Here is a 20,956-nt window from a genome sequence, read left to right on the forward strand (position 1 = left end):
GTAGTGTTCTGGGCCATGTCCTCTTCCTCAACTTCCGTATCTGTGTCATCCCGTTGGGCGGCGCTCGCCGTCCTCTGCGCGGTGATCTTCCTTGACGCCCTGGACGTCTCGATGGTCGGTGTCGCCCTGCCGGCCATCCAGCACGATCTGGGTCTGAGCACCTCGTCTTTGCAGTGGGTGGTCAGCGGTTACGTGCTCGGCTACGGCGGTCTTCTGTTGCTCGGGGGCAGGACCGCCGACCTGCTCGGGCGGCGCAGGGTGTTCCTGGCCGCGCTGGGCGTGTTCGCCGTGGCGTCGTTGATCGGCGGCGTCGTGGACGACGGCGCGTTGTTGATCGCGGCCCGGTTCGTCAAGGGTGTCGCCGCCGCGTTCACCGCGCCCGCGGCGTTGTCGATCATCACGACGACCTTTCCCGAGGGCCCGGAGCGCAACAAGGCATTGAGCATCTTCACCGCCTGCGGCGCCAGCGGCTACTCGCTCGGTCTTGTGCTCTCCGGCCTGCTGACCCAGCTCGACTGGCGGCTTACGCTCCTCATGCCGGTGCCCGTCGCGGTCATCGCGCTGGTCGCCGCATTGAAGGTGCTGCCGCGGGGTGAGGAGGAGCGGGCCGAGGGCGGCCACGACATCCTCGGCGCGGTGCTGATCACCGCCTCGATGCTGCTGCTGGTCTTCACCGTCGTGCAGGCGCCCGAGGTCGGCTGGGCCTCCATCCGCACCATCGGCTCGCTGGTGGCCGTGGCCGCGCTGCTCGGGCTGTTCGTCTTCACGGAGCTGCGGACGAGGCACCCCCTGGTGCGGCTCGGCATCCTGCGCTCCGGCCACATCGTGCGGGCCAACCTGGGCCTGGTCATCCTCATGGGCTCGTACGTGGCCTTCCAGTTCGTGGCCATGCAGTACTTCCAGAACCTGCTGGGCTGGTCGGCACTCGGCACGGCCCTGGCGTTCCTGCCCGCCGGCCTGCTCGTCGCGGTCACCTCGACCAAGATGGGCGACTTCGCCGACAGGTTCGGCACCGGCAAGCTGATCGTCATCGGTGCGGCCGCGCTGGCCGGCGGGTACGCGATCTTCCTCGGCATCGACAGCACGCCCAGCCTGGCCGGCATGGTCCTCCCGGGCATGCTGCTCCTCGGTGTGGCGTTCGCGCTGTCCTTCCCCGCCCTGAACATCCAGGCCGTCAGCGGCGTGGACGACGACGAGCAGGGCCTCGCCTCCGGGCTGCTCAACACCTCCGGCCAGGTCGGCGGCGCCGTCGTGCTGGCCGCGGTCACCGCCGTGCTTACCTCGGGCGGCGGCGGCGAGACGCTGTCGATCGGCTCGCTCCGCGCGGCCATCGTGGTGTCGCTGGTGCTGGCCCTCGTCGGGCTGGCGATCTCGGCGACCGGCCTGCGCCGCCGCAGGGCCGTGGCCGTGGAGCCGGAGAGCGGCAAGGTGTACGAGACCGTCTGATCAGACACTCGCGAGGGCCCCGCCAGTTCTGGCGGGGCCCTCTTTCACTCCTCCAGGACGCCGATCGGGGAGTCGTAGTCCATCCACTCCGTCGCCTCGTCCGCGTGCTCCGAGAGGGTGCCGGTGCGCACGTTCGCCTTCGTGAAGACGACGTACTCCTCGTCCTCGTCCCAGTGGCGGACCAGGACCTCGTCCGCGTTGATCCAGCGCTCGACCGCGATCACCTCGTAGTCCTCCAGCGGCGTGCGCCGCTTCATGACGAGCCCCGTGCGGACGTCCATGGTGACGAGCTTCGCGCCCTGGGAGACGAGGGCGAGCGTGCGTCCGTCGGAGGACAGGGCGGCGCCGTACTCGAGGAGGTCGGGGTCGATCCGGTAGCCGCCCGCGTAGACCCGCGCGCCCCGCAGCTCGACGGTCGTGACCGAGGCGTGCCCCGGCACGTCGTCCACGTCCTCCTCCTCGCTCACCACCTGCGTGCCGTCGTTCCCGACGGCGAGGATCCTGACCTTCTCACCAGTGGTGTGACGGGTGACGCCGGTGTCGAAGTCGAGCATCGCGCTGGTGGCGCCGTCCTCGAAGTGGACGGCGAAGTAGCGGCCGTCGGGGGAGGAGGTGAAGTGCGGGGTGGCCTGCTGGTCGTCCAGGTCGATCCGCTTGAACTCGCCCGTGGGCAGGTCGAGGACGAGGTAGGAGCCCTGGTTGTCCCGGTAGGCCAGGCGGTGGCCGTTCTGGCTCACGGCGAGGGGCAGGACGATGCCGGTGTCCTCGTCGTAGCCGGCGCCCGCGTGCGGCAGCCGCCATTCGTCGCCCGACGTGGTCGTCAGCCGCCACTGGCCGCACGCCTCGGGGTTGGCGGGGTTGTTGGGGGTGCCGCGGCAGTAGCCCGCGTACGCGTACCGGACCGGCTCTTCGAGCTCGTCGGGGATCGGTGGAGGGACCTGCTGCGGGGACTCCGTGTACTGGGGAAGGCCGGTCGGCTCGGTCATCGCGCGTTCGATGTTGCCGGCGAGGGCGGTCGTGGCGGCCACGACCAGGGCCACGAACCCGCCGGCCGCACCGACGGAGATCGTCGCCCACGCCGTCGACCGGATCCTGCGGCGTCTGCGGATGAGGCGCAGGACGGGACCGGAGAGGTGGACGTGGGGCATCTCGGCGGCGGCCAGATGGATGAGCGCGGCCCGCAGCTCCGGATCGTCGTCACCCGGCACGACATCCCAGGCCGAAGCCGGCACCGCCCATGTCTCGCCCCCGAAATGCCTTCCCGGGCCGCCGGAGCCGGTTGAGCGGGGGCCGTCGTCGACCGCGGCGAACGCTCCGGCACCACCGGCCTCGGATCTCGGAGCGGCCTGTGCCTCGGCGCCGGGAGCGGCCCAGGGCGTGGGCTCGGGGTTGCCTGTGGTGCCTGGCGCGGCCTCTGGGAGGGCGTCTGGCGCGGTGCCGGGAGTGCCGCCGGGCGGGGCGGTGGGCGAACCCCATGGAGCGGCCCACGGTGCGTTTCCGTCCTGGTCGTCGGAGTGGGCTCGCTGCGCCTCCGCGGCCTTCGGCACGAGCGAGTCATCCGGCGCCTGTGGGGTGGCTGGGGCGCCCGGCGACGCGTACGCCGGGGTGGGGAAGAGGTCGGGGCGGGCGGTCCGGAGGTGGATGCGGGCGCGGTGGATCTCCTCGTCGTGGGCGGCCGTCCACAGGCCGATGATCGCGGCCACCTGCTGCGGCGACAGGCCGTCGTGGTAGCGGGCCACGACGGCGGCTCGCGTGTTCGGCGGCAGCGCGGCCAGCGCGTACGCGTCCGGCGCCGGCGTGCCGTCCGACAGGAAGCGCTTGTACAGCTCACGCAGCACGGCCTGCACAGGCCGGGTCCAGCGGACCGCGGACCAGCGGCGGCCGACCGCCGTCAGGGCGTTCACGGCCAGGTCGCGGCCCCGGTCCGGGTCGCCGGTCAGCAGGTACGCGGTCCGCGCGAAAGACGGACCGTAGTGGGCCAGGAAAACCGGTAAATCAGTGGATTCACTCACGTATATGACTCCTTGTGGGCTGAACAGGGTAGAGGCCCCGGCCGGTTCCGCGAAAGACCCGGGAAAGTCCCCCCTTGATCGGCGAGACGCCGCTTGCAGGCCCGGGGGCTGGGCATCTACCGGGCATGCGACCGTCATCCCCGTCCGGCGGCAGGCCGTCGAGAGCCCGCGTCGTCGCCGTGCTCACCTGCCTCGCCGCGCTCACCGCCTGCGGCACGAGCGGTACGACCACCCACACCGTCCTGTCCGAACCCCCGTCCGCGACCGAATCGAGCGGCGCCCCCCAGCCGGGCGCGCCGACCAGCACCGCGGAGGTGGACGTCGAGCGCGACGGCGTCGAGCCCGCCATCGTGACGGCCGTGCGTTTCGCCGCCCACGAGACCTACGACCGCCTGGTCATCGATCTCGAAGGCGATATCCCCGGCTACAACGTGAAGTGGGTGGACGAGTTCCTACAGGACGGTTCCGGTAAGCCCATCGACGTGCGCGGCGGCGCGTACCTCCAGCTCACGCTCTTTCCCGCGAACGCCCACGACGAGGACGGTGAGCTCACCTGGAAGGGCGGCCCGGTCTACCCCGCCGACCTCCCCAACCTCACCGAGGTCGTGCGGACCGGCGACTTCGAGGGCCGCGTCGGCATCGGGCTGGTGCTGGCCAGGCAGGCCGCGTTCCAGCTGAGAGAGCTGACCGGCCCCAACCGGCTCGTGCTCGACGTGGCACACTGACCTCGTGGTCAGAAAGATCGAGGGCCCGGCCCGCATTCCCGTCGCCGGCGGCAAGCTCATCGACGAGCACGTCGGCCGTGTCAGCAGCGGCGACGAGGTGATCTCCATCGCCCATATGACGGCACCGCCCGGCTGGGAGGAGCCGGCCCAGACGCCCTCCTTCACCGAATACACCGTGGTCCTGCGCGGCATGGTGATCGTCGAGCACGACGGCGGAAGGACGGAGGTCGAGGCCGGGCAGTCCGTGGTGACCTCGCCGGGCGAGAAGGTCCGCTACAGCGTCGGTCCCGAGGGGGCCGAATACATCGCCGTCTGCCTGCCCGCCTTCTCACCGGAGAGCGCGGGCCGAGACCCGCATATCATGGCCGGATGAGCCCCACGCTTGACGAGATCCGGCGGGCTCCCAAGGTGTTGCTGCACGATCACCTCGACGGCGGGCTCCGCGCCGAGACGATCGTCGAGCTCGCCCGGGAGACCGGTTACGATCGGCTGCCCACTCAAGATCCCGACAATCTGCGCCAGTGGTTCGAGGAGGCGTCGGATTCGGGATCGCTCGTACGCTATCTGGAGACGTTCGACCACACCGTCGGCGTCATGCAGACCCGCGAGTCGCTCGTGCGCGTGGCCGCCGAGTGCGCGGAAGACCTGGCCGCCGACGGCGTGGTCTACGCCGAGGTGCGCTTCGCCCCCGAGCAGCACACCGCCACGGGGCTGAGCCTCGACCAGGTGGTCGAGGCCGTGCTCGAGGGCTTCAGACAGGGCTCCGAGGGCCGCGGGATCCGCGTCGGCACGCTGCTCACGGCCATGCGCCACCAGGCCATGTCCATGGAGATCGCCGAGCTCGCCGTGCGCTACCGCGACGTGGGCGTGGTCGGCTTCGACATCGCGGGTGCGGAGGCCGGATACCCGCCCACCCGGCACCTCGACGCGTTCGAATACCTCCAGCGCGAAAACTCGCACTTCACCATCCACGCCGGCGAGGCGTTCGGGCTGCCGTCGATCTGGCAGGCCATCCAGTGGTGCGGCGCCGACCGGCTCGGCCACGGCGTGCGGATCATCGACGACATCACCGTGGCCGACGACGGACCGGCCAAGCTGGGCCGGCTGGCCGCCTACGTCCGCGACAAGCGCATCCCGCTGGAGATGTGTCCCACCTCCAACCTGCAGACCGGGGCGGCCGCGTCGATCGCCGAGCACCCCATCGGGCTGCTGCGGCGGCTCTACTTCCGCGTCACGGTCAACACCGACAACCGGCTGATGAGCCGCACCAGCCTGTCGCTGGAGTTCGCCAAGCTGGTCGAGGCGTTCGGCTACGGCTGGGACGACCTGCAGTGGTTCACGGTCAACGCGATGAAGTCGGCGTTCATCCCGTTCGACGAGCGGCTGGCGCTGATCAACGGCCGGATCAAGCCCGGGTTCGCACAGCTCAAGTGGCAGTCGTGAAACAGGTCTACCGGTCCAAGACCGCGTACGTGATGGCGTGGGTCTGGCTGGCCTTCGTCGCCTTCAACGTCTGGGACCTGGTCAGTAAATACAACGGCAAGCCGTCGCTGGTGGCGCTGGCCGTGCTCGGCGTGCTGTCCGCGCTGGTCTACATCGTGGCGCTGCGGCCGGCGACCGTGTTCACGGAGCGCGAGCTGGTGGCGCGCAACCCGCTCCGCACGACGTACGTGCCGTGGGCGGCCGTCGACGACGTCACCGTGTCCCACGCCATCGGCGTCCACCACGGTGAAGACCGCGTGCTGCGGATGTGGACGCCGATGAGCACCGCCCGTGAGCGGGCCAAGGCGCAGCGGCGCGGCATGCCCAGGCCGCAGCGCGGGCGCCTGAGCGCCGAGCCGGTGCTGAGCAAGGGCGAGCAGGCGGCGGCGGAGGCGTTGGCGGGCAAGACGCACGCCGACTGGGTGGGCGAGCAGATCCGCGAGCGTGCCGAGTCGGCCCGGCGCCGCCAGGGGGAGGAGGCGGCGCCGGCGGTCCGGGCCGTGTGGTCCTACGACTCGATCGCGGTGCTGGCGGCGGCGGTGGTGCTCGTGGTCGTGGCGATCGTCGTGCCGTGACCTCGCCCGGCCGTCATTCCCTGGCCTTCCGCGATTCGATGAACTTCGACATGCCCGCCTGGGCGATCCCGGCCTCCTCGACCTGCCTGGCGGCCTCCGTCTCCAACTCGAAGGCCCGCTCGACCTCCGAGCGCGAGGGACGCAGCAGCGACAGGTGGACGGTCGTGGCCGTGCCGGGCGGCGTCCAGTGGTGCACGAGGCCGATGGCCGCCTCCACCAGCCTGTCCTCCGGGACGATGGTGTCGAGCAGGCCCGCCGCCACGGCCTCCTCAGCTGTCAGCCGCGCCGAGTCGAGCACCAGCCGCAGCGCCCTGGCGCCCGCCAGGCGGGGAAGCAGGTAACTGCTGGCGTTCGAGATCGACAGGCCGATGTGGTTCTCCGGGAAGAAGTACGCCGCCGACGGGGCGCCCAAGCGGGCGTCGAAGCACAGCGTCCACTCGGCGGCCCCGCCCACGGCCAGGCCGTTGACCGCGCCCACGACCGGCACGCGGGTCTCCAGCACGGCCCTGGTCATGTCGTGGAACGACTCCACCTCCTCCAGGAGCGACTTCCCCGCGGCCTCGCGCAGGTCCTCCCCGGCGGAGAACGCACGGCCCGTGCCCGTGACCACGATGCCCCTGACCTGCTTGCCGTCCCCGTGCCCGCGTACCTCCGCCGCCAGTTGCCTGCGCATGTCCGCGGTGAGGGCGTTGAGCTTCCCGGGCCGGGCGAGCGTGATGACGGCCACGTCGTCGCGTTCGGTTATCTCGATCATGGTCTCTCCTTCTCGACCTGGTGAGGGAGTGCCGTCGTCTGGAGGAGCGGCGGGAGCGTAGCGACCAGAGCGGGGAAGACGGCGGCGTGTGGCGAGCGAGCCGCCGCACGCGGTGCGGCCATGAGCAGGCGGCGGCATATGGCGACCGAGCCCGGGCTCACGGAGTGAGGCCCATGAACAGGGCGGGGGTGGAGCGCTGGTCGGGGCGCTGGAGGTGGCGTTTCTCGATGCGGGCCGACGGGGTCAGCGAGAACTCCTCGACGAACTCGACGTACGCCGGGATCTTGAAGGGGGCCAGCCGCCGTCTGGCGTGTTCGATCACGCTCATGGCCGTCTCCTCGTCGGCGGCGTGGCCGGGGCGCAGCTGGAGGAACGCCTTCGGCAGCTCGCCCCACAGGTCGTCGGGGATGGGCACGAGGGCCGCCTGGAGCACCGCCGGGTGCTGAGTGAGCACGCTCTCGACCTCGGCGCACGAGATGTTCTCGCCGCCCCTGCGCACCATGTCCTTGATCCGCCCGGCGTGGTGGACGTAGCCGCGTTCGTCGCGGAAGCCCAGGTCCCCGGTGTGATACCAGCCGCCTCTGAACGCGTGGGCGGTCGCCTCCGGGTGGTTCCAGTAGCCGTTCATCATGGGCAGGCCCCGCACCAGGATCTCGCCGGTCTCCTCGTCGACCACGACCTCCTTGCCGGGCGGCGCCACGCCCATCGCGCCGGTGCCGACCGTCTCCTCGGCGTCGATGGGCACCAGCAGGTCGGGGCCGCTCTCGGTGGAGCCGTACAGCTCGCGCCACGGTGCGCCCCAGCGCTCCTCGAACTCCCGGTGGAGGTCGGGGCGGATGCCCGAGCAGAGCACCAGACGCATGCGGTTGTCGCGGTCCAGGGGGGATGGCGCCTGCTTGTGCAGCAGGAGGGGCATCGTGCCCAGCACGTACGTGAGCGTCGCGCCGTGCTCCCTGACCGCGGGCCAGAAGCCGGAGGCGGAGAAGCGGGGGAGCACCACGAGCGGGATGCCGCCGATGAGGCACATGAGCGTGGCCCACTGGGGGTCCATGTACGAGTACGCCTGGGCCATCAGCATGACGTCGTCGTCCCGGAGCTCGGCCTGGTCGGCGATGATCCCGGCGGTTCTGAGCCAGAAGTCGTGGGTGAGCATGCAGGCTTTGGGGAAGCCGGTCGTACCCGACGTGTACTGAAAATTCGCGACATCGTGGGGCATGACCGGAACGTTTGGCACCTGGGCGGCCGAGGAGCCCAACGTGGCGAGGAGGTGCACCGTGCCGGGGATGTGCGGGGCGTGCTCGTCGGTGGTCAGCGTGGCGACGGCGCCCGAGTCGCGCAGGACGTGCTCCAGGTCGGCGGCCCGGTAGCGGACGTTCACCGGCACGGTGATCGCGCCCGCCTTCAGGACGGCCAGCCAGCTCAGCGGCCAGCCGGGCACGTTCTCCATCATGATCGCCACCCGGTCGCCCGGGCGGACGCCCTTGTCGACCAGGGCGGTGGCCAGCCGATCCGATTGCTCGTCGGCGTCTTGGAAAGTCAGCGAGGTGTCGGGGAAACGGAGGAACTCGCGGCGGCCGTACCGTCTAGCGGCGTGCCTCAGCAGGTCGGGGATCGTTTCTGACATCCGGCGGCTCCCAGGGGAAGTCGGGCAGCAGGGAGAGGTCGGGGGTGGCGACGACCTGGGCGGAGGCGCGTACGGCGGCCAGACCGATCGCCACGAACTCCGCGCACACCTGCTCCAGCGTGGAGTCCCCGTCGGGGCGGTACCACTCGCTGGTGCCCGTGCACATGGACATCAGGGCGAGGCGGGTCAGCCGCTGGTCGGCGATGCGGAAGACACCCTCGGCCACGCCGTCGGCGAGGGCCAGCCTCCAGTGGTCCTCGTAGGCGTCGCGGAGGGCGATGATCTGGTCGCGGACGGCGGAGCCGGGGGTCAGGGAGCGGAGCTCGCCGTCCATGACCCGGGTCGTCATGGGGCCGAGGGCGTGGCTGGCGGTGAGTGAGCTGATCAGCAGGGCGAGGCGGTCGGCGGGGCTCCGGACGCCCCGCAGCATGCGCTCGGTGGCGTCGATCAGCCCTTGCTGGGCGACGCGCATGAGGTCGGCCAGCAGGGCCTCCTTGCTGGAGACGTGGTGGTAGATGCCGGCGTTGGTCATGCCGACCTCTCTGGCCAGGTCACGGATGCTCGTGGCCGCGTAGCCCCGCTGGGCGAACAGCAGCACCGCCGCCGTCCTGATCCGCCGGCTCGCGTCAGCGTCCCTGTCCTTGAGGTCCATCACCCTCCTACCGAACGTTCGGTCGCTCTAAGTCCGGAAAATACTCCAACGCCCGGCAAAACGCCATAGGTTGACTCTGACACCGTGTCAGGGCCTACACCTGGAGAGGCCATGTTCAGCATCGGAGACTTCGCCAGGCTGGGGCTCGTGTCCGTACGCATGCTCCGCCACTATGACGCGATCGGCCTGCTGCGCCCCGCGCACGTGGATCCGGTGACCGGCTACCGGTCCTACCAGGCCGCGCAGTTGTCCAGGCTCAACCGCATCGTCGCGATCAAGGACCTCGGCTTCACACTGGAGCAGGTCAGGGCGATCCTCGACGAGAAGGTCAGCGCGGAGGAACTGCACGGCATGGTCCGGCTGCGTCGCGCCCAGATCGAGGCCCAGATCAGCGCCGACCTCGCCAGGCTGCGGAGCGTCGAGGCGAGGCTCCGCACGATCGAGACGGAGGGACACATGCGTACGGCCGAGGTCGTGCTGAAACGCGTGGCCCCGCTGCGTGTCGCCCAGCTCAGCGCCAGGGCGGCCAGCTACGAGGGCGAGGACATCGGGCCGGTGATCAAGCCGCTGTTCGCCGAGATCTGCCGGCGGATGGATGCGGCCGGCGTGCCGATCGTCGGCCCTGGCCTGGCCTACTACGTGGAGGAGGAGGACGGCTCCGTCATGGTGCACGCCTGCCTGCCGGTCACCGTGGCGCCCAGTGACTCCTACGACTTCGAGGTGCTCGACCTGCCCGCCATCGAGACGGCGGCCACGATCATCCACGAGGGGCCGATGGAGGAGGTCGGGCCGACGTTCCAGGCGCTGGCGCACTGGATCGAAGAGAACGGCTTCCGCTCGCTCGGCCTGGCCAGGGAGATCTCCCTGCACTGCCCGGAGAACCTGGACGAATGGGTGACCGAACTGCAGATCGAGGTGACCTCCACGTAGTGGACACTGTCGACTCCGAGCGGCACCGGATCGAGCTGACCGGCTACTGCTACCGGATGCTCGGCTCCGGGTTCGAGGCCGAGGACGCGGTGCAGGAGACCTTCGTCAGGGCGTGGCGCACGTACGATCCGGCCAAGGGCCCGCTGCGTCCGTGGTTGTTCCACCTGGCCACGAACGTCTGCCTCGACATGCTCCGCGGCACTCAGCGCCGCGCCCGCGCCATGGACCTCGTCCCCGACGCGATCCCCGGTGCCGACCTGGGCGCCCCGCTCCCGCCGGACCGGTGGATCCAGCCCATCCCGGACGGCCGCGCCCTCGACCCGGCCGACGTGTCGGTGGCGAAGGAGACGATCCGGCTGGCGTTCGTGGCGGCCCTGCAGCATCTGCCGCCCCGCCAGCGGGCCGTCCTCATCCTCCGCGACGTGCTGAAATGGTCCGCCGCCGAGACCGCGGGCCTGCTGGACACCACGATCACGTCCGTCAACAGCACACTCCAGCGCGCCCGCGCCAAGCTCCCCGCGACCGGGGAGGCCGACGCGGAGGTGGACGAGAGCCTGCTGGCCCGCTACGTGTCGGCGTTCGAGCGGTATGACGTGGACACGCTGGTGTCGCTGCTCCACGAGGACGCCACGTCGTCGATGCCGCCGTTCACGTGGTGGCTGCGCGGGCGCGAGCACATCCGCGCCGTCCTGCTGGCGGCCGGTCCGGACGCCCACTGTGCCGGCTCCCGCCTCCTCCCGACGCGGGCCAACGGCTGCCCGGCGTTCGGACAGTACGTGAAGGGGGAGCCGTTCGCCCTGGTCGTCCTCGACGTCGCCGGTGGCCTGATCACCGGCGAGACCACATACCTGGACCCGGGCCTGTTCCCGTACTTCGGGCTGCCGATGAGTTTGGGGCAGGCGCTTCGTACTGAGAAGTGAAGGAGGAACAGAAACATGCCAAAGATCATCGAGCTTCCCGAGCGTCCGTACGTCGGGGTGCGCGGGACCATCACCATGACCACCTTCGGCCTCGTCGGAGACCGGATCGGTGAGATCATCGGCTGGCTGATCGCGCGCGGCTCGTATCCCGCGGGGGCCCCGTTCTTCAGGTACGACGAGATCGACATGGCCAATGACCGGCTGGTCGTGCAGGCCGGGGTGCCGGTTCCCGCGCCGGTGGAGGGCGAGGGCGACATCTTCGCCGACGTCCTGCCCGCGGGCCGCTACGTCACCGAGTCCCACCACGGCCACCCCGACGGGCTGTTCGACGTCATCGACAGGACGCGGAAGTGGGCCAAGGCAGAGGGTCTGACGTGGGACATGACCGAGAAGGACGGGACGGAGCACTGGGGGTGCCGCCTGGAGCTCTACAACACGAACCCCCAGGAGGAGCCCGACCTGAACAACTGGGACACGGACCTGCAGTTCCGCCTGAAGGATTGATCCACTGAAGGACTGAGCGCGCGGCGCCGGGGACCGGCGAACAACGTCGATCGTCCCCGGCGCCGGACGCCCAGGATCGCCGGCTTGGTTGTCGCCACGCTGGCCTTCACCCTCGCCGAACTCCGCCGCAATGTGGAGCCGGCTCGCTCATCGCCAGGCGTCAAGGAGCTCCTCTGGGCCGATGGGCGTGACGCCGTCCACACTGCATCCGCTGCGGGAGATCGCGTAGAGAGGCGTGGACGTGTCCGCTCCGGGCATCTTCGAGCGGTGGACGATGAGCTCGCTCAGGTCGTGATGGTCGAACGGCCGATTTTCGAGCCACTTCACAGAGCCGAGCATGGTGATCTTCTTCGCGATCGGCTCCCGATCTGCGCCGACGAGGTCGATCTCGGGGTCGTTGGTTCTCGTCCAGAACCCGCCGATTGCCCCGGTGTCTTCGGGACGTCCGTCCATGCGGCGCAGCGATTCACGGATCAACGGCTCGACGGCAGCGCCTCGCCATGCCGTCCATGAGCGCTCGATCCGCCGCAGGACGAGATCTCCACGGCCACGATAGATCTCCGGCATGCCCGGCTCGAGGAACGCCAGCCAAAACCGCACGTGTGTGTCCTCGACGTGATAGCGGCGCTCCTTCGAGGGACGGGTGGACAGCGGCGTCTCCGAGGAGACCATACGCTTGTCCATAAGGATCTGCAGGGCGCGCCTGATCGATGTGGCAGGCATTCCACCGGAGGCCCTCGCAATGGACGAGAAGGTGCGTTGTCCCGAGCCGATGGCCTTGATGAGGGTCCTGGATTGCGCTTCAGGCGGGAACTCCGCCGCCATCGCGCGTTCACCGCTGACGATCAGGGCCGAGGTCTGTTCGGGCACGGAGGTGTTCAGGAAGTCCCACACCGTGGTGCCGGTCGGCCACTCGTCCAGGATCAGCGGGAAGCCGCCCGTGACGAGATAGGCGTCTATCGTGTCGGCGGGTGGCAACTCGAGCTTTTTCTCCACGTCAGCAGGGGTGAGCGGACGGACCACCATTTCCGATGCCCGCATGTAGAACGGACGGTCATATTGATTGATCGCCTCCATGACGGACAGGTCGGAGCCGATCAGTATGAGCAACATCGGGCGGCGTGAGAATTCGCGGTCGAAGAGACGCTGCACCTCCCCTCCAGGTGCGGATCCTGAGCGATCATGAAGGGGAGCTCGTCGAGCACGACGATGCTCGGCGAGTCTTGAGGCACGGCCTGGGCCAGCAGCCGTAGCGCGCTGTCCCACGATGTGGGGGCCACACCGTCAAAGAGCGAAGCATCAGGCAGGTTGGAGGCCGCGGCATCTGCGATGAACCGTGCGAGTTGGTCGGCGAGCGGCTCGTGGGCCGCGGTGAAGAACAGGCTCGGAACGCCGGAGCGGCGGATGAACTCCTCGGCGAGGCGAGACTTGCCAACTCGGCGACGACCTCTCATGAGGACGGCACGACCTGGCCTGTCTCCTGCTCCTACGCGCGCAAAATAGCGGCCGAGCATGGCCAGCTCGCGATCGCGCCCAATGAATCCGTCCATCGGTCCCCCGCACGTCAATAGGTCCAAAAATGGTCCAACCATTTTTGGACCTATTAACCTTGGACCTCATCTGATACCGATGCAAGCCATTGTGAGCTTCTGAGGGCTGACGCAGATATGAAGCCGCACTGGGCTTAACTGGGGCCGTGGACCATCGTCTCGAACCGGGGAGACTCATGAAGCGAGTCCTGTTATCCCTTGTCCTGGCCATGGCGACAGCAGGGGCGCTGCCCGCGGCGGCCCACGCCCGTCCGCCCGCGGTCATCTTCGACACCGACATGGACTTCGACGACGCGGCCACCCTCGCGTACCTCGCTCAGGAGCACCAGGCCGGGCGCATCGACCTGCGTGCCATCACGGTGACGAACGACGGGGCCGGCCTGCCCGGCCGGGCGATCCGCCACGCGCGGTGTCTGGCCGAGCGCCTGGGCCTGGATGACGTGGCAATCGCCGACGCGTCGGGCACGGCGCCCAACACCTTCCCCGCCGACCTGCGGCAACTCTTCGACCGGGTGCTCACGGCGGCTACACCCGGGTGCGCCGGTGACGAGACGCCGGCGCGGCTGCCTGCTCACCAGCTGATCAGGAAGGTGTTGCGCGAGGATCCTTCGACCCAGATCATCGCCACCGGCCCGCTCGGCAATCCGGCCGCCGCGCTGCCGTACTCCGCCTCCCGGCTGACCTCGATGGGCGGAGCCGTCAAGGTGGGCGGGAACCTGTGCTGTGGGACCCCGCCGGAGTTCGACGGGACCCAGGAGTTCAACTACTGGCTCGACCCCGTGGCCGCGCGGGCGGCGCTCACCCGGAGCCGGGGGATCGTACGCATGGTGCCGCTGGACGCCGCCAACCAGGTGCCCATCACCGACGCCTTCTTGGATCGGCTCGGCGCCGACCACCACACTCCCGCCGCCGACACCGTCCTGGAGATCGTCACGCATCCCGAGGTCCGGCCGCTGATCGAGCAGGGCCTGCTCTACTGGTGGGATCCTCTGGCCGCGATGAGCGCCGTCCGTCCCGGGCACGTGGAGTTCACCACCGGACGCGTCGACGTGGTGCTGGACGGTCCCTCGGCCGGGCGGACGGTCCTGTCGCCGTCCGGCCGCCTGCTCTGGTACGGCACCACAGCCGACACCGCCGCGTTCGAGCAGCGCTTCCTCGACACCCTGAACGGCCGGACCTAGGCGCAGCGCCCTGTCAAAGGCCCAAGGAGCTCGAGAGATCCGCTTTCAGGGCGTCGAGGGACCGGGCGGCGTGGGCGCGGGCGTCGGCGACCTCGCCCGTCACCGGCGCCACCACCTCCAGGTAGCACTTCAGCTTGGGCTCCGTCCCCGACGGGCGGATCACGACGCGGGCGTCTCCGGTGAGGTGGTAGCGCATGCCGTCTGTCGGCGGCAGGCCGCCCTCGCCCTTGGTCAGGTCGTCCACACCCGTGACCACGCGGCCGCCCAGCTCGGTCGGCGGGGTGGTGCGCAGGCGGGTCATCGCATCGGTGATCAGCGACAGGTCCGCCACCCGGAACGACAGTTGTGACGTGGCGTGCAGCCCGTAGCGGCGGGCCTGGTCGTCCAGGAGGTCGAGGAGCGTGCGGCCGTCGCGTCTGGCCGCCGCGGCGATGGCCGCCACCGTCAGTGCGGCGCCGATGCCGTCCTTGTCGTGGACCGGGAGGCCGTCGTCGGAGCCGACGCTGTAGCCGATGGCCTCCTCGTAGCCGAAGACCAGGCCGGGGCCGGCCTTGATGATCCACTTGAAGCCTGTCAGCGTCTCGCCGTAGCGGACGCCGTACGCGGCGGCGATCTTGCCGAGGAGGCTGGAGGAGACGATGGTGGTGGCCACCATGCGGTCGCCGGTGGTGTGGGTGAGGACGTGCTCGGCCAGCAGGCCGCCCACCTCGTCGCCGGTGAGCATGCGGCAGCCGCCGCCCGGCAGCGGCACGCCCACCGCGCACCTGTCGGCGTCCGGGTCGTTGGCCAGGACCAGGTCGGCGCCCTTCGCAGCGGCCAGCGCGATCGCCAGGTCCATCGCGCCCGGCTCCTCCGGGTTGGGGAAGGACACCGTGGGGAAATCGGGGTCGGGCTCGCGCTGCTCCTCGACCGCCATGGGACTCTCGAACCCGGCGGCCAGGAAGGCGCCCGTCAGCGTGGCCCCGCCCACCCCGTGCAGCGGCGTGTACGCCACGCGCAGCTCACGGGCGTCGCCCAGCGGCAGGGACGTCACGGCGTCGAGGTAGTCGTCGACGATGCCCTCGCCCAGCTCCGTCAACGTGCCGGGGCCGTGCAGCGGGAGCCGGTCGACGGGACCGACCGCGTCGATGGCGGCCGAGATCTCGCGGTCGATCGGCGGCACGATCTGCGAGCCGTCGCCCCAGTAGACCTTGTAGCCGTTGTCCCGCGGCGGGTTGTGGCTGGCCGTGACCGTCACCCCGGCGTCCGCGCCCAGGTGGCGCACGGCGAAGGCCAGGACCGGCGTGGGCAGGGGGCCGGGCAGGAGGGAGGCGTGCAGGCCGGCGCCGGTCAGGACGGCCGCGGTGTCGCTGGCGAACACGTCGGACTTGCGCCGGGCGTCGTAGCCGATGACCACGTGCTTGCCGGGGCCGAGGACCTGGGCCAGGCCCGCGGCGGCGCGCATGACGGTCACGCGGTTCATGCGGTTGGGGCCCGCGCCCAGCTCGCCGCGCAGGCCGGCGGTGCCGAACTCCAGCTTGGCCCCGAACCGGTCCCGCAGCCCCGCCAGATCCCCGGCGTCGAGGAGGGCCGACAATTCGGCGCGGGTGTCGGGGTCGGGGTCCTGGGCCAGCCACCGGCGGGCGGCCTCCATCAGGTCGCTGCCCTCCGGCGTGTCGTGGTGCTCGTCCGCGGGGCTCACAGGCGGTCCACCACCTTGGCGAGCAGGACGCCCATGCGGGCCGCCGTCGCCCGGCCGACCTCCAGGACCTCCTCGTGGTTGAGCGGCTCGCCGGACAGCCCCGCGCCGGGGTTGGTGACGAGGGAGAGGCCGAGCACCTCCAGGTTGGCCTCGCGGGCGGCGATGGCCTCCAGGACGGTGGACATGCCGACCATGTCGCCGCCCAGCGTGCGCAGCATGCGGATCTCGGCGGGCGTCTCGTACGTCGGCCCGCGGAAGGCCACGTAGACACCCTCGGAGAGGGTCGGGTCGATCTCGCGGACCAGGGCGCGCAGGCGGCGCGAGTAGACTTCGGTGAGGTCGATGAAGGTGGTCCCGGTGATCGGGTTGGCTCCGGTCAGGTTGATGTGGTCGCTGATCAGGACCGGGTCGCCGACGTTCTGCGTCTCCGGCCGCAGCCCGCCGGCCGCGTTGGTGAGCACGAGCGTGCGGACGCCGGCCGCGGCCGCCGTGCGCACGCCGTGCACGACGGCGTCCACGCCGAGCCCTTCGTACAGGTGTGTACGCCCGAGGAACACCAGAGCGTGCCGCCCGCTGGAGGTGCGCAGGACGCGGATCTTGCCGCCGTGTCCGGCCACGGCCGGGGCGCGGAAACCGGGCAGGTCGGTGAACGGGACCTCGCCCACCGTCTCGCCGATCGCGTCGGCGGCGGGCACCCACCCCGAGCCCATGACGAGCGCCACGTCGAAGGTGTCGAGGCCGCTGGCGCGGTGAAGCGCCGCCGCGGCCTCACTGGCCAGGGTGTATGCGTCGTTGCTCACAGCTCAGTAGTTTATGAGCAGCGTGTGCGATTCTCTGTGTTCGCCTGGAGCATTCGGGCAATTCGGGCGGGCGTTGCCGTGCGCGCGCCGGCCGGGCACACGGCTGGAGGTCTTTGAGGTGTTCTTCCGGGTGTGGGTGGGTCGTTTCGGGGTGGGGCGGCTCTTGGGGCGGTCCCGCGCCTCTGGTCGGGGAGCGGGCCGGTACGGGTGCCGCAGGCGCGGCGGGCGGCCCGGATAGGGCTTTTCGCCCGTCGGGCGCGGGCCGCATTCCCCCTATGGGCGGCAGATCACTTCTTGTCGAGCTTGTCGGCGACGTCCCTGATGGCGCGGCTGACCTTGTCGAGGGCACGCAGGGTCTCGGTGTCGAGGTGGGACATCACCCGGCGCAGGTGCTCCAGGCCGGTGTAGTTGATCTGCTCGACGAGGTCGGTGCCGGCGGGAGTGAGCCGGACACGGCGGACGCGGCGGTCGTTCGGGTCCTCGTGGCGGCTGACGAGCCCCTGGGCGACGAGCCGGTCGACGATGCCGGTCACGGTGCCGAGGCCGACGCCGAGCGCGGCGGCGAGCTCCTGACCGGAGGCCGAGCCGCCGGCGGAGAGGATCATGACGACCTTGAGCTGGCGCATGGTGAGGTTGGAGTCGAACAGAGGCGACTGATTCTGGGCGAACAGTCGACCCATGCCGCGCTGCGTCGCGGAAATCCGGCGGATCAGCTCTTCGCGCTCGTCGTTCACACTCACCTCTCGTTCCCTGAGAAGGTTATCAGGAAAGAAAATGTTTGTCTAAGGCTAAGTGTTAGTCTGGGGCGAAACTCCAGGGAGGGAAGCCCATGACCGCTTTCGCCAGGATGAGCCTGGCTAACCGGAGCCTTGTGATCTTGATCTCGCTCGTGTTGAGCGGGTTCGGCGTGTTCGCGATTCCGCAGTTGAAGCAGCAGTTGCTGCCGTCGTTGTCGTTTCCCGGAGCGTTCGTCGTCGCGTCGTATCCCGGCGCGTCGCCGGAGATCGTCGAGGAACAGGTCACCAAGCCGATCGAGGATTCCTTCCAGGGGCTTGCCGGGATGGAGCAGATGACCTCCACCTCGGCCGAGGGCATGGCGCAGATCCAGGTGGCGTTCGCGTACGGCACCGACGTCGACGAGTCGCTGAACAAGATGCAGCAGGCGGTCAGCCGCGTCACGCTGCCCGACGGCGTGGAGCCGACGGTGTCGGCGGGCAACACCGACGACATCCCCGTCATGGTGCTGGCCGTGGGCGACGGCGGCGACGCGCGGGCGATGGCCGACAAGCTGAACCGGATCATGGTGCCGGAGTTGCAGGGCATCGAGGGTGTGCGGGAGGCGAACGTCACCGGCACCCGCGAGGAAGTCGTCACGATCGAGCCGGACGAGGACAAGATGGAGGACAAGGGGGTGTCGGCCTCGCAGATCTCCAGTGTGCTGCAGGCGAACGGCACCCCGATCCCGGCCGGCACGCTCGACTCCGACGGCAAGGCACTGACGGTGCAGGTCGGCACGCGGGTCGACACCGTGGAGAAGCTGAAGAACCTGTATCTCACGCCGGCCCAGCCGCAGCAGAGCCAGGCCCAGGCGCAACCGGGGCAGGGTCAGCCGGGGCAGGGTCAGCCGGGGCAGGGCCAGGCGCCGCCGGGGCAGGCGCAGGCTCGTCCGGGGCAGGGCGGGGTTCCTCAGCAGGCCGCCGAGCCCGAGCCGCTCAAGCCGGTGAAGCTGGGCGACGTCGCGAAGATCACGCGAGGGCTGGCCGAGGCGACGACGATCACCCGTACGGACGGGAAGACGAGCCTGGGCGTGTCGGTGACGATGGCGCCCGACGGGAACGCGGTGACGATCTCGCACGAGATCACGGAGAAGCTGCCGGAGCTGACCCGGGCGCTGGGCGACTCGTCGGACACGGCGGTGTCGGTGGTGTTCGACCAGGCGCCGTACGTGGAGCAGTCGATCGAGAGCCTGACCACCGAGGGCCTGCTGGGCCTGGCATTCGCGGTGCTGGTCATCCTGGTGTTCCTGCTGTCGGTGCGTTCGACGCTGGTGACGGCGGTGTCGATCCCGCTGTCGGTGGTGATCGCGCTGATCGTGTTGTGGATGGGCGACTACTCCCTGAACATGCTGACGCTGGGCGCGCTGACGATCGCCGTGGGCCGGGTCGTGGACGACTCGATCGTGGTGCTGGAGAACATCAAACGGCATCTCGGCTACGGCGAGGCGAAGCTACAGGCGATCTTGACGGCGGTGCGCGAGGTGGCCGGGGCGGTGACGGCCTCGACGCTGACCACGGTGGCGGTGTTCGCGCCGATCGCGATCGTCGGCGGCATGGTCGGCGAGTTGTTCGGCCCGTTCTCGATCACTGTGGCGGTGGCGCTGATGGCGTCGCTGGTGGTGTCGCTGACGGTGGTGCCGGTGCTGGCGTACTGGTTCCTCAAGGCGCCGGCGCTGACGCCGGAGCAGGCGCGCAAGCAGCGTGAGGAGGCGGAGGCCAAGGAGTTGCGCTCGCCGCTGCAGCGGCTCTACCTGCCGGTGCTGCGGTTCGCGACGCGGTTCAAGCTGGTGACGGTGCTCATCGGGGTGGCGGTGATGGTCGGCACGTTCGGGCTGGCCGGCGGGCTGCAGACGAACTTCCTGGACTCCTCGGGGCAGAACACGATCTCCGTCAGCCAGCGGATGCCGGTCGGCACCGACCTGGAGACCACCGACAAGGCCGCCAAGCAGGTCGAGGGCGTGCTGGCGGGCATGGACCAGGTGAAGTCCTATCAGGTGAACGTCGGCGGCGGCGGCAACTCCTTCGGCCCGCCCGGCGGGGGCGGCCGCGGCGCGGACCGGGCCTCGTACTCGATCACGCTCAAGGACGGCGTCGACACCCCGAAGGTCGAGCAGGAGCTACGCGACAAGATCGCGGGCCTGTCCGGGGTCGGCGAGGTCACCGTGGGCCAGAGCGGAGGCGGGTTCAACTCCGACACGATCGACGTGATCGTGCGCGCGCCCGACACCGAGACCCTGCGCAGCGCGACCGACCAGGTGGCGAAGGCCATGGGCGAGGTCTCCGGGCTTCGGGACGTGGCGTCGAACCTGGAGGACAGCGCGCCGCGGATCGAGGTGGTCGTCGACCGTGAGGAGGCCGCCGAGCGGGGGCTGTCGGAGGCGCAGATCGGGCAGGCGGTGGCGCAGGCGTTCCGCGGCGCGCCGCTGGGCCAGATGACGCTGGACGGCCGCACCAGTGACCTGGTGCTGCGCGAGGACGAGGCGCCGGAGAGCGTCAAGAAGGTCGAGGACCTCGAGCTGGCCACCGCCGCGGGCACGGTGAAGCTGAAGACCGTGGCGGACGTCAAGGAGGTGGCCGGGCCGACGCAGATCACCCGGATCGACGGCGAGCGCTCGGCGACGGTCTCGGCCAAGGCGGCCGACGCCGGCAACCTGGGCGCGGTGACTCAGGCGCTGACGACCAAGCTGAACGGGCTGCAGCTGTCGTCGGGCGCCACCTACGAGATCGGCGGCGCGTCTGCCGACCAGACCGAGGCGTTCGCCGACCTGGGCATCGCGATGCTGGCGGCGATCGCCATCGTGTTCCTGATCATGGTGGCGACGTTCCGCAGCTTCGTCCAGCCGGTGATCCTGCTGGTGTCCATCCCGTTCGCGGCGACGGGCGCGATCGGGCTGCTGGTCGCCACGGACACGGCGCTGGGCGTGCCGGCGCTGATCGGCATGCTGATGCTGATCGGCATCGTGGTGACGAACGCGATCGTGCTGATCGACCTGATCAACCAGTACCGCGAGCGGGGCATGGGCGTGGTCGAGGCGGTGATCGAGGGCGGCCGGCGCCGGCTGCGGCCGATCCTTATGACGGCGGTGGCCACGATCTGCGCGCTGACGCCGATGGCGCTGGGCGTGACCGGATCGGGCGGGTTCATCTCGCAGCCCCTCGCCATCGTGGTGATCGGCGGGCTGATCTCCAGCACCCTGCTGACGCTGGTGCTGGTGCCGACGCTGTACACGGTGGTGGAGCGGACCAAGGAGCGGATGCGGCGCAAGCCGGCCGAGCCGAAGCAGGAGGAGAAGGTGCTCACGCCGGCCACGTGACCGCGGCGGCAAAGGGCGCGTACCCCCTTG

General features: G+C 70.2%; 19 protein-coding genes. 10 read left to right on the forward strand and 9 right to left on the reverse strand.

Annotated features, from left to right (window positions below):
• The first annotated feature begins 42 nt into the window (after window positions 1-42).
• Window positions 43-1,446 carry an MFS transporter gene (locus ID574_RS23410; RefSeq protein ID WP_223166988.1) on the forward strand — a complete coding sequence of 468 codons (1,404 nt, stop codon included), beginning with the start codon at window positions 43-45 and terminating at the stop codon, window positions 1,444-1,446.
• 44 nt (window positions 1,447-1,490) lie between these two features.
• Here ID574_RS23410 and ID574_RS23415 read toward each other — a convergent pair whose 3' ends face one another.
• A complete protein-coding gene (locus ID574_RS23415; RefSeq protein WP_188191094.1) occupies window positions 1,491-3,458 on the reverse strand; it encodes a hypothetical protein in 1,968 nt (655 codons plus the stop codon).
• Window positions 3,459-3,583: 125 nt separating this feature from the next.
• On the opposite strand from ID574_RS23415, the gene ID574_RS23420 reads away from it, so the two are divergent.
• The 4 genes from ID574_RS23420 to ID574_RS23435 are packed head-to-tail and all read left to right on the forward strand — an operon-like array spanning window position 3,584 to window position 6,240.
• A complete protein-coding gene (locus ID574_RS23420; protein WP_188191095.1) occupies window positions 3,584-4,183 on the forward strand; it encodes an AMIN-like domain-containing (lipo)protein in 600 nt (199 codons plus the stop codon).
• 4 nt (window positions 4,184-4,187) lie between these two features.
• Window positions 4,188-4,556: a cupin domain-containing protein gene (locus ID574_RS23425; RefSeq protein WP_188191096.1), complete on the forward strand. Its 369-nt coding sequence runs from the start codon at window positions 4,188-4,190 to the stop codon at window positions 4,554-4,556.
• Window positions 4,553-5,626: an adenosine deaminase gene (locus ID574_RS23430; protein ID WP_188191097.1), complete on the forward strand. Its 1,074-nt coding sequence runs from the start codon at window positions 4,553-4,555 to the stop codon at window positions 5,624-5,626. Before ID574_RS23425 ends, ID574_RS23430 begins: the two co-directional genes overlap by 4 nt.
• Window positions 5,623-6,240 (forward strand): hypothetical protein, encoded by a 618-nt coding sequence (locus ID574_RS23435; protein WP_188191098.1) that lies wholly within the window; start codon window positions 5,623-5,625, stop codon window positions 6,238-6,240. The genes ID574_RS23430 and ID574_RS23435 overlap by 4 nt, the downstream gene beginning before the upstream one ends.
• A 13-nt stretch (window positions 6,241-6,253) precedes the next feature.
• Here the strand turns inward: ID574_RS23435 and ID574_RS23440 are convergent, their stop codons facing one another.
• From ID574_RS23440 to ID574_RS23450, 3 genes are all read right to left on the reverse strand, one after another.
• Window positions 6,254-6,994 (reverse strand): enoyl-CoA hydratase/isomerase family protein, encoded by a 741-nt coding sequence (locus tag ID574_RS23440; RefSeq protein WP_188191099.1) that lies wholly within the window; start codon window positions 6,992-6,994, stop codon window positions 6,254-6,256.
• Between the two features lie 157 nt (window positions 6,995-7,151).
• Window positions 7,152-8,618, reverse strand: coding sequence for a class I adenylate-forming enzyme family protein (locus tag ID574_RS23445; protein WP_223166989.1), 1,467 nt, complete (start codon window positions 8,616-8,618; stop codon window positions 7,152-7,154).
• A complete protein-coding gene (locus tag ID574_RS23450; protein ID WP_188191100.1) occupies window positions 8,578-9,270 on the reverse strand; it encodes a TetR/AcrR family transcriptional regulator in 693 nt (230 codons plus the stop codon). Before ID574_RS23450 ends, ID574_RS23445 begins: the two co-directional genes overlap by 41 nt.
• A 111-nt stretch (window positions 9,271-9,381) precedes the next feature.
• On the opposite strand from ID574_RS23450, the gene ID574_RS23455 reads away from it, so the two are divergent.
• The 3 genes from ID574_RS23455 to ID574_RS23465 are packed head-to-tail and all read left to right on the forward strand — an operon-like array spanning window position 9,382 to window position 11,624.
• Window positions 9,382-10,200 (forward strand): MerR family transcriptional regulator, encoded by an 819-nt coding sequence (locus ID574_RS23455; RefSeq protein ID WP_188191101.1) that lies wholly within the window; start codon window positions 9,382-9,384, stop codon window positions 10,198-10,200.
• Window positions 10,200-11,120 carry a sigma-70 family RNA polymerase sigma factor gene (locus ID574_RS23460; RefSeq protein WP_223166990.1) on the forward strand — a complete coding sequence of 307 codons (921 nt, stop codon included), beginning with the start codon at window positions 10,200-10,202 and terminating at the stop codon, window positions 11,118-11,120. Before ID574_RS23455 ends, ID574_RS23460 begins: the two co-directional genes overlap by 1 nt.
• 15 nt (window positions 11,121-11,135) lie before the next feature.
• Window positions 11,136-11,624: a GyrI-like domain-containing protein gene (locus ID574_RS23465; RefSeq protein ID WP_188191103.1), complete on the forward strand. Its 489-nt coding sequence runs from the start codon at window positions 11,136-11,138 to the stop codon at window positions 11,622-11,624.
• Between the two features lie 147 nt (window positions 11,625-11,771).
• On the opposite strand, the gene ID574_RS23470 is transcribed toward ID574_RS23465, so the two are convergent.
• Entirely contained in the window at window positions 11,772-12,776 is a 1,005-nt protein-coding gene (locus ID574_RS23470; RefSeq protein WP_223166991.1) for an ATP-binding protein, read from the reverse strand.
• Window positions 12,722-13,174 carry an ATP-binding protein gene (locus ID574_RS59985; protein ID WP_223166992.1) on the reverse strand — a complete coding sequence of 151 codons (453 nt, stop codon included), beginning with the start codon at window positions 13,172-13,174 and terminating at the stop codon, window positions 12,722-12,724. The genes ID574_RS23470 and ID574_RS59985 overlap by 55 nt, the downstream gene beginning before the upstream one ends.
• Window positions 13,175-13,350: 176 nt before the next feature.
• Here ID574_RS59985 and ID574_RS23475 point away from each other — a divergent pair, with 176 nt between their 5' ends.
• Window positions 13,351-14,355, forward strand: coding sequence for a nucleoside hydrolase (locus ID574_RS23475; protein ID WP_188191104.1), 1,005 nt, complete (start codon window positions 13,351-13,353; stop codon window positions 14,353-14,355).
• Between the two features lie 13 nt (window positions 14,356-14,368).
• Here the strand turns inward: ID574_RS23475 and ID574_RS23480 are convergent, their stop codons facing one another.
• The 3 genes from ID574_RS23480 to ID574_RS23490 all read right to left on the reverse strand — a co-directional run bounded on the left by ID574_RS23480 (window position 14,369) and on the right by ID574_RS23490 (window position 17,576).
• Entirely contained in the window at window positions 14,369-15,988 is a 1,620-nt protein-coding gene (locus tag ID574_RS23480; RefSeq protein ID WP_188191418.1) for a phospho-sugar mutase, read from the reverse strand.
• A 44-nt stretch (window positions 15,989-16,032) separates the two neighbouring features.
• Window positions 16,033-16,836 (reverse strand): purine-nucleoside phosphorylase, encoded by an 804-nt coding sequence (locus ID574_RS23485; protein WP_188191105.1) that lies wholly within the window; start codon window positions 16,834-16,836, stop codon window positions 16,033-16,035.
• Between the two features lie 287 nt (window positions 16,837-17,123).
• A complete protein-coding gene (locus tag ID574_RS23490; protein WP_223166993.1) occupies window positions 17,124-17,576 on the reverse strand; it encodes a MarR family winged helix-turn-helix transcriptional regulator in 453 nt (150 codons plus the stop codon).
• A 131-nt stretch (window positions 17,577-17,707) separates the two neighbouring features.
• Between ID574_RS23490 and ID574_RS23495 the strand changes: the two genes are divergently transcribed.
• Window positions 17,708-20,926 (forward strand): efflux RND transporter permease subunit, encoded by a 3,219-nt coding sequence (locus ID574_RS23495; protein WP_442939322.1) that lies wholly within the window; start codon window positions 17,708-17,710, stop codon window positions 20,924-20,926.
• The last annotated feature ends 30 nt before the right edge of the window (window positions 20,927-20,956 follow it).

Origin of the sequence: Nonomuraea sp. SYSU D8015 (assembly GCF_008065375.1) — a bacterium.
Classification (GTDB): Bacteria; Actinomycetota; Actinomycetes; order Streptosporangiales; family Streptosporangiaceae; genus Nonomuraea.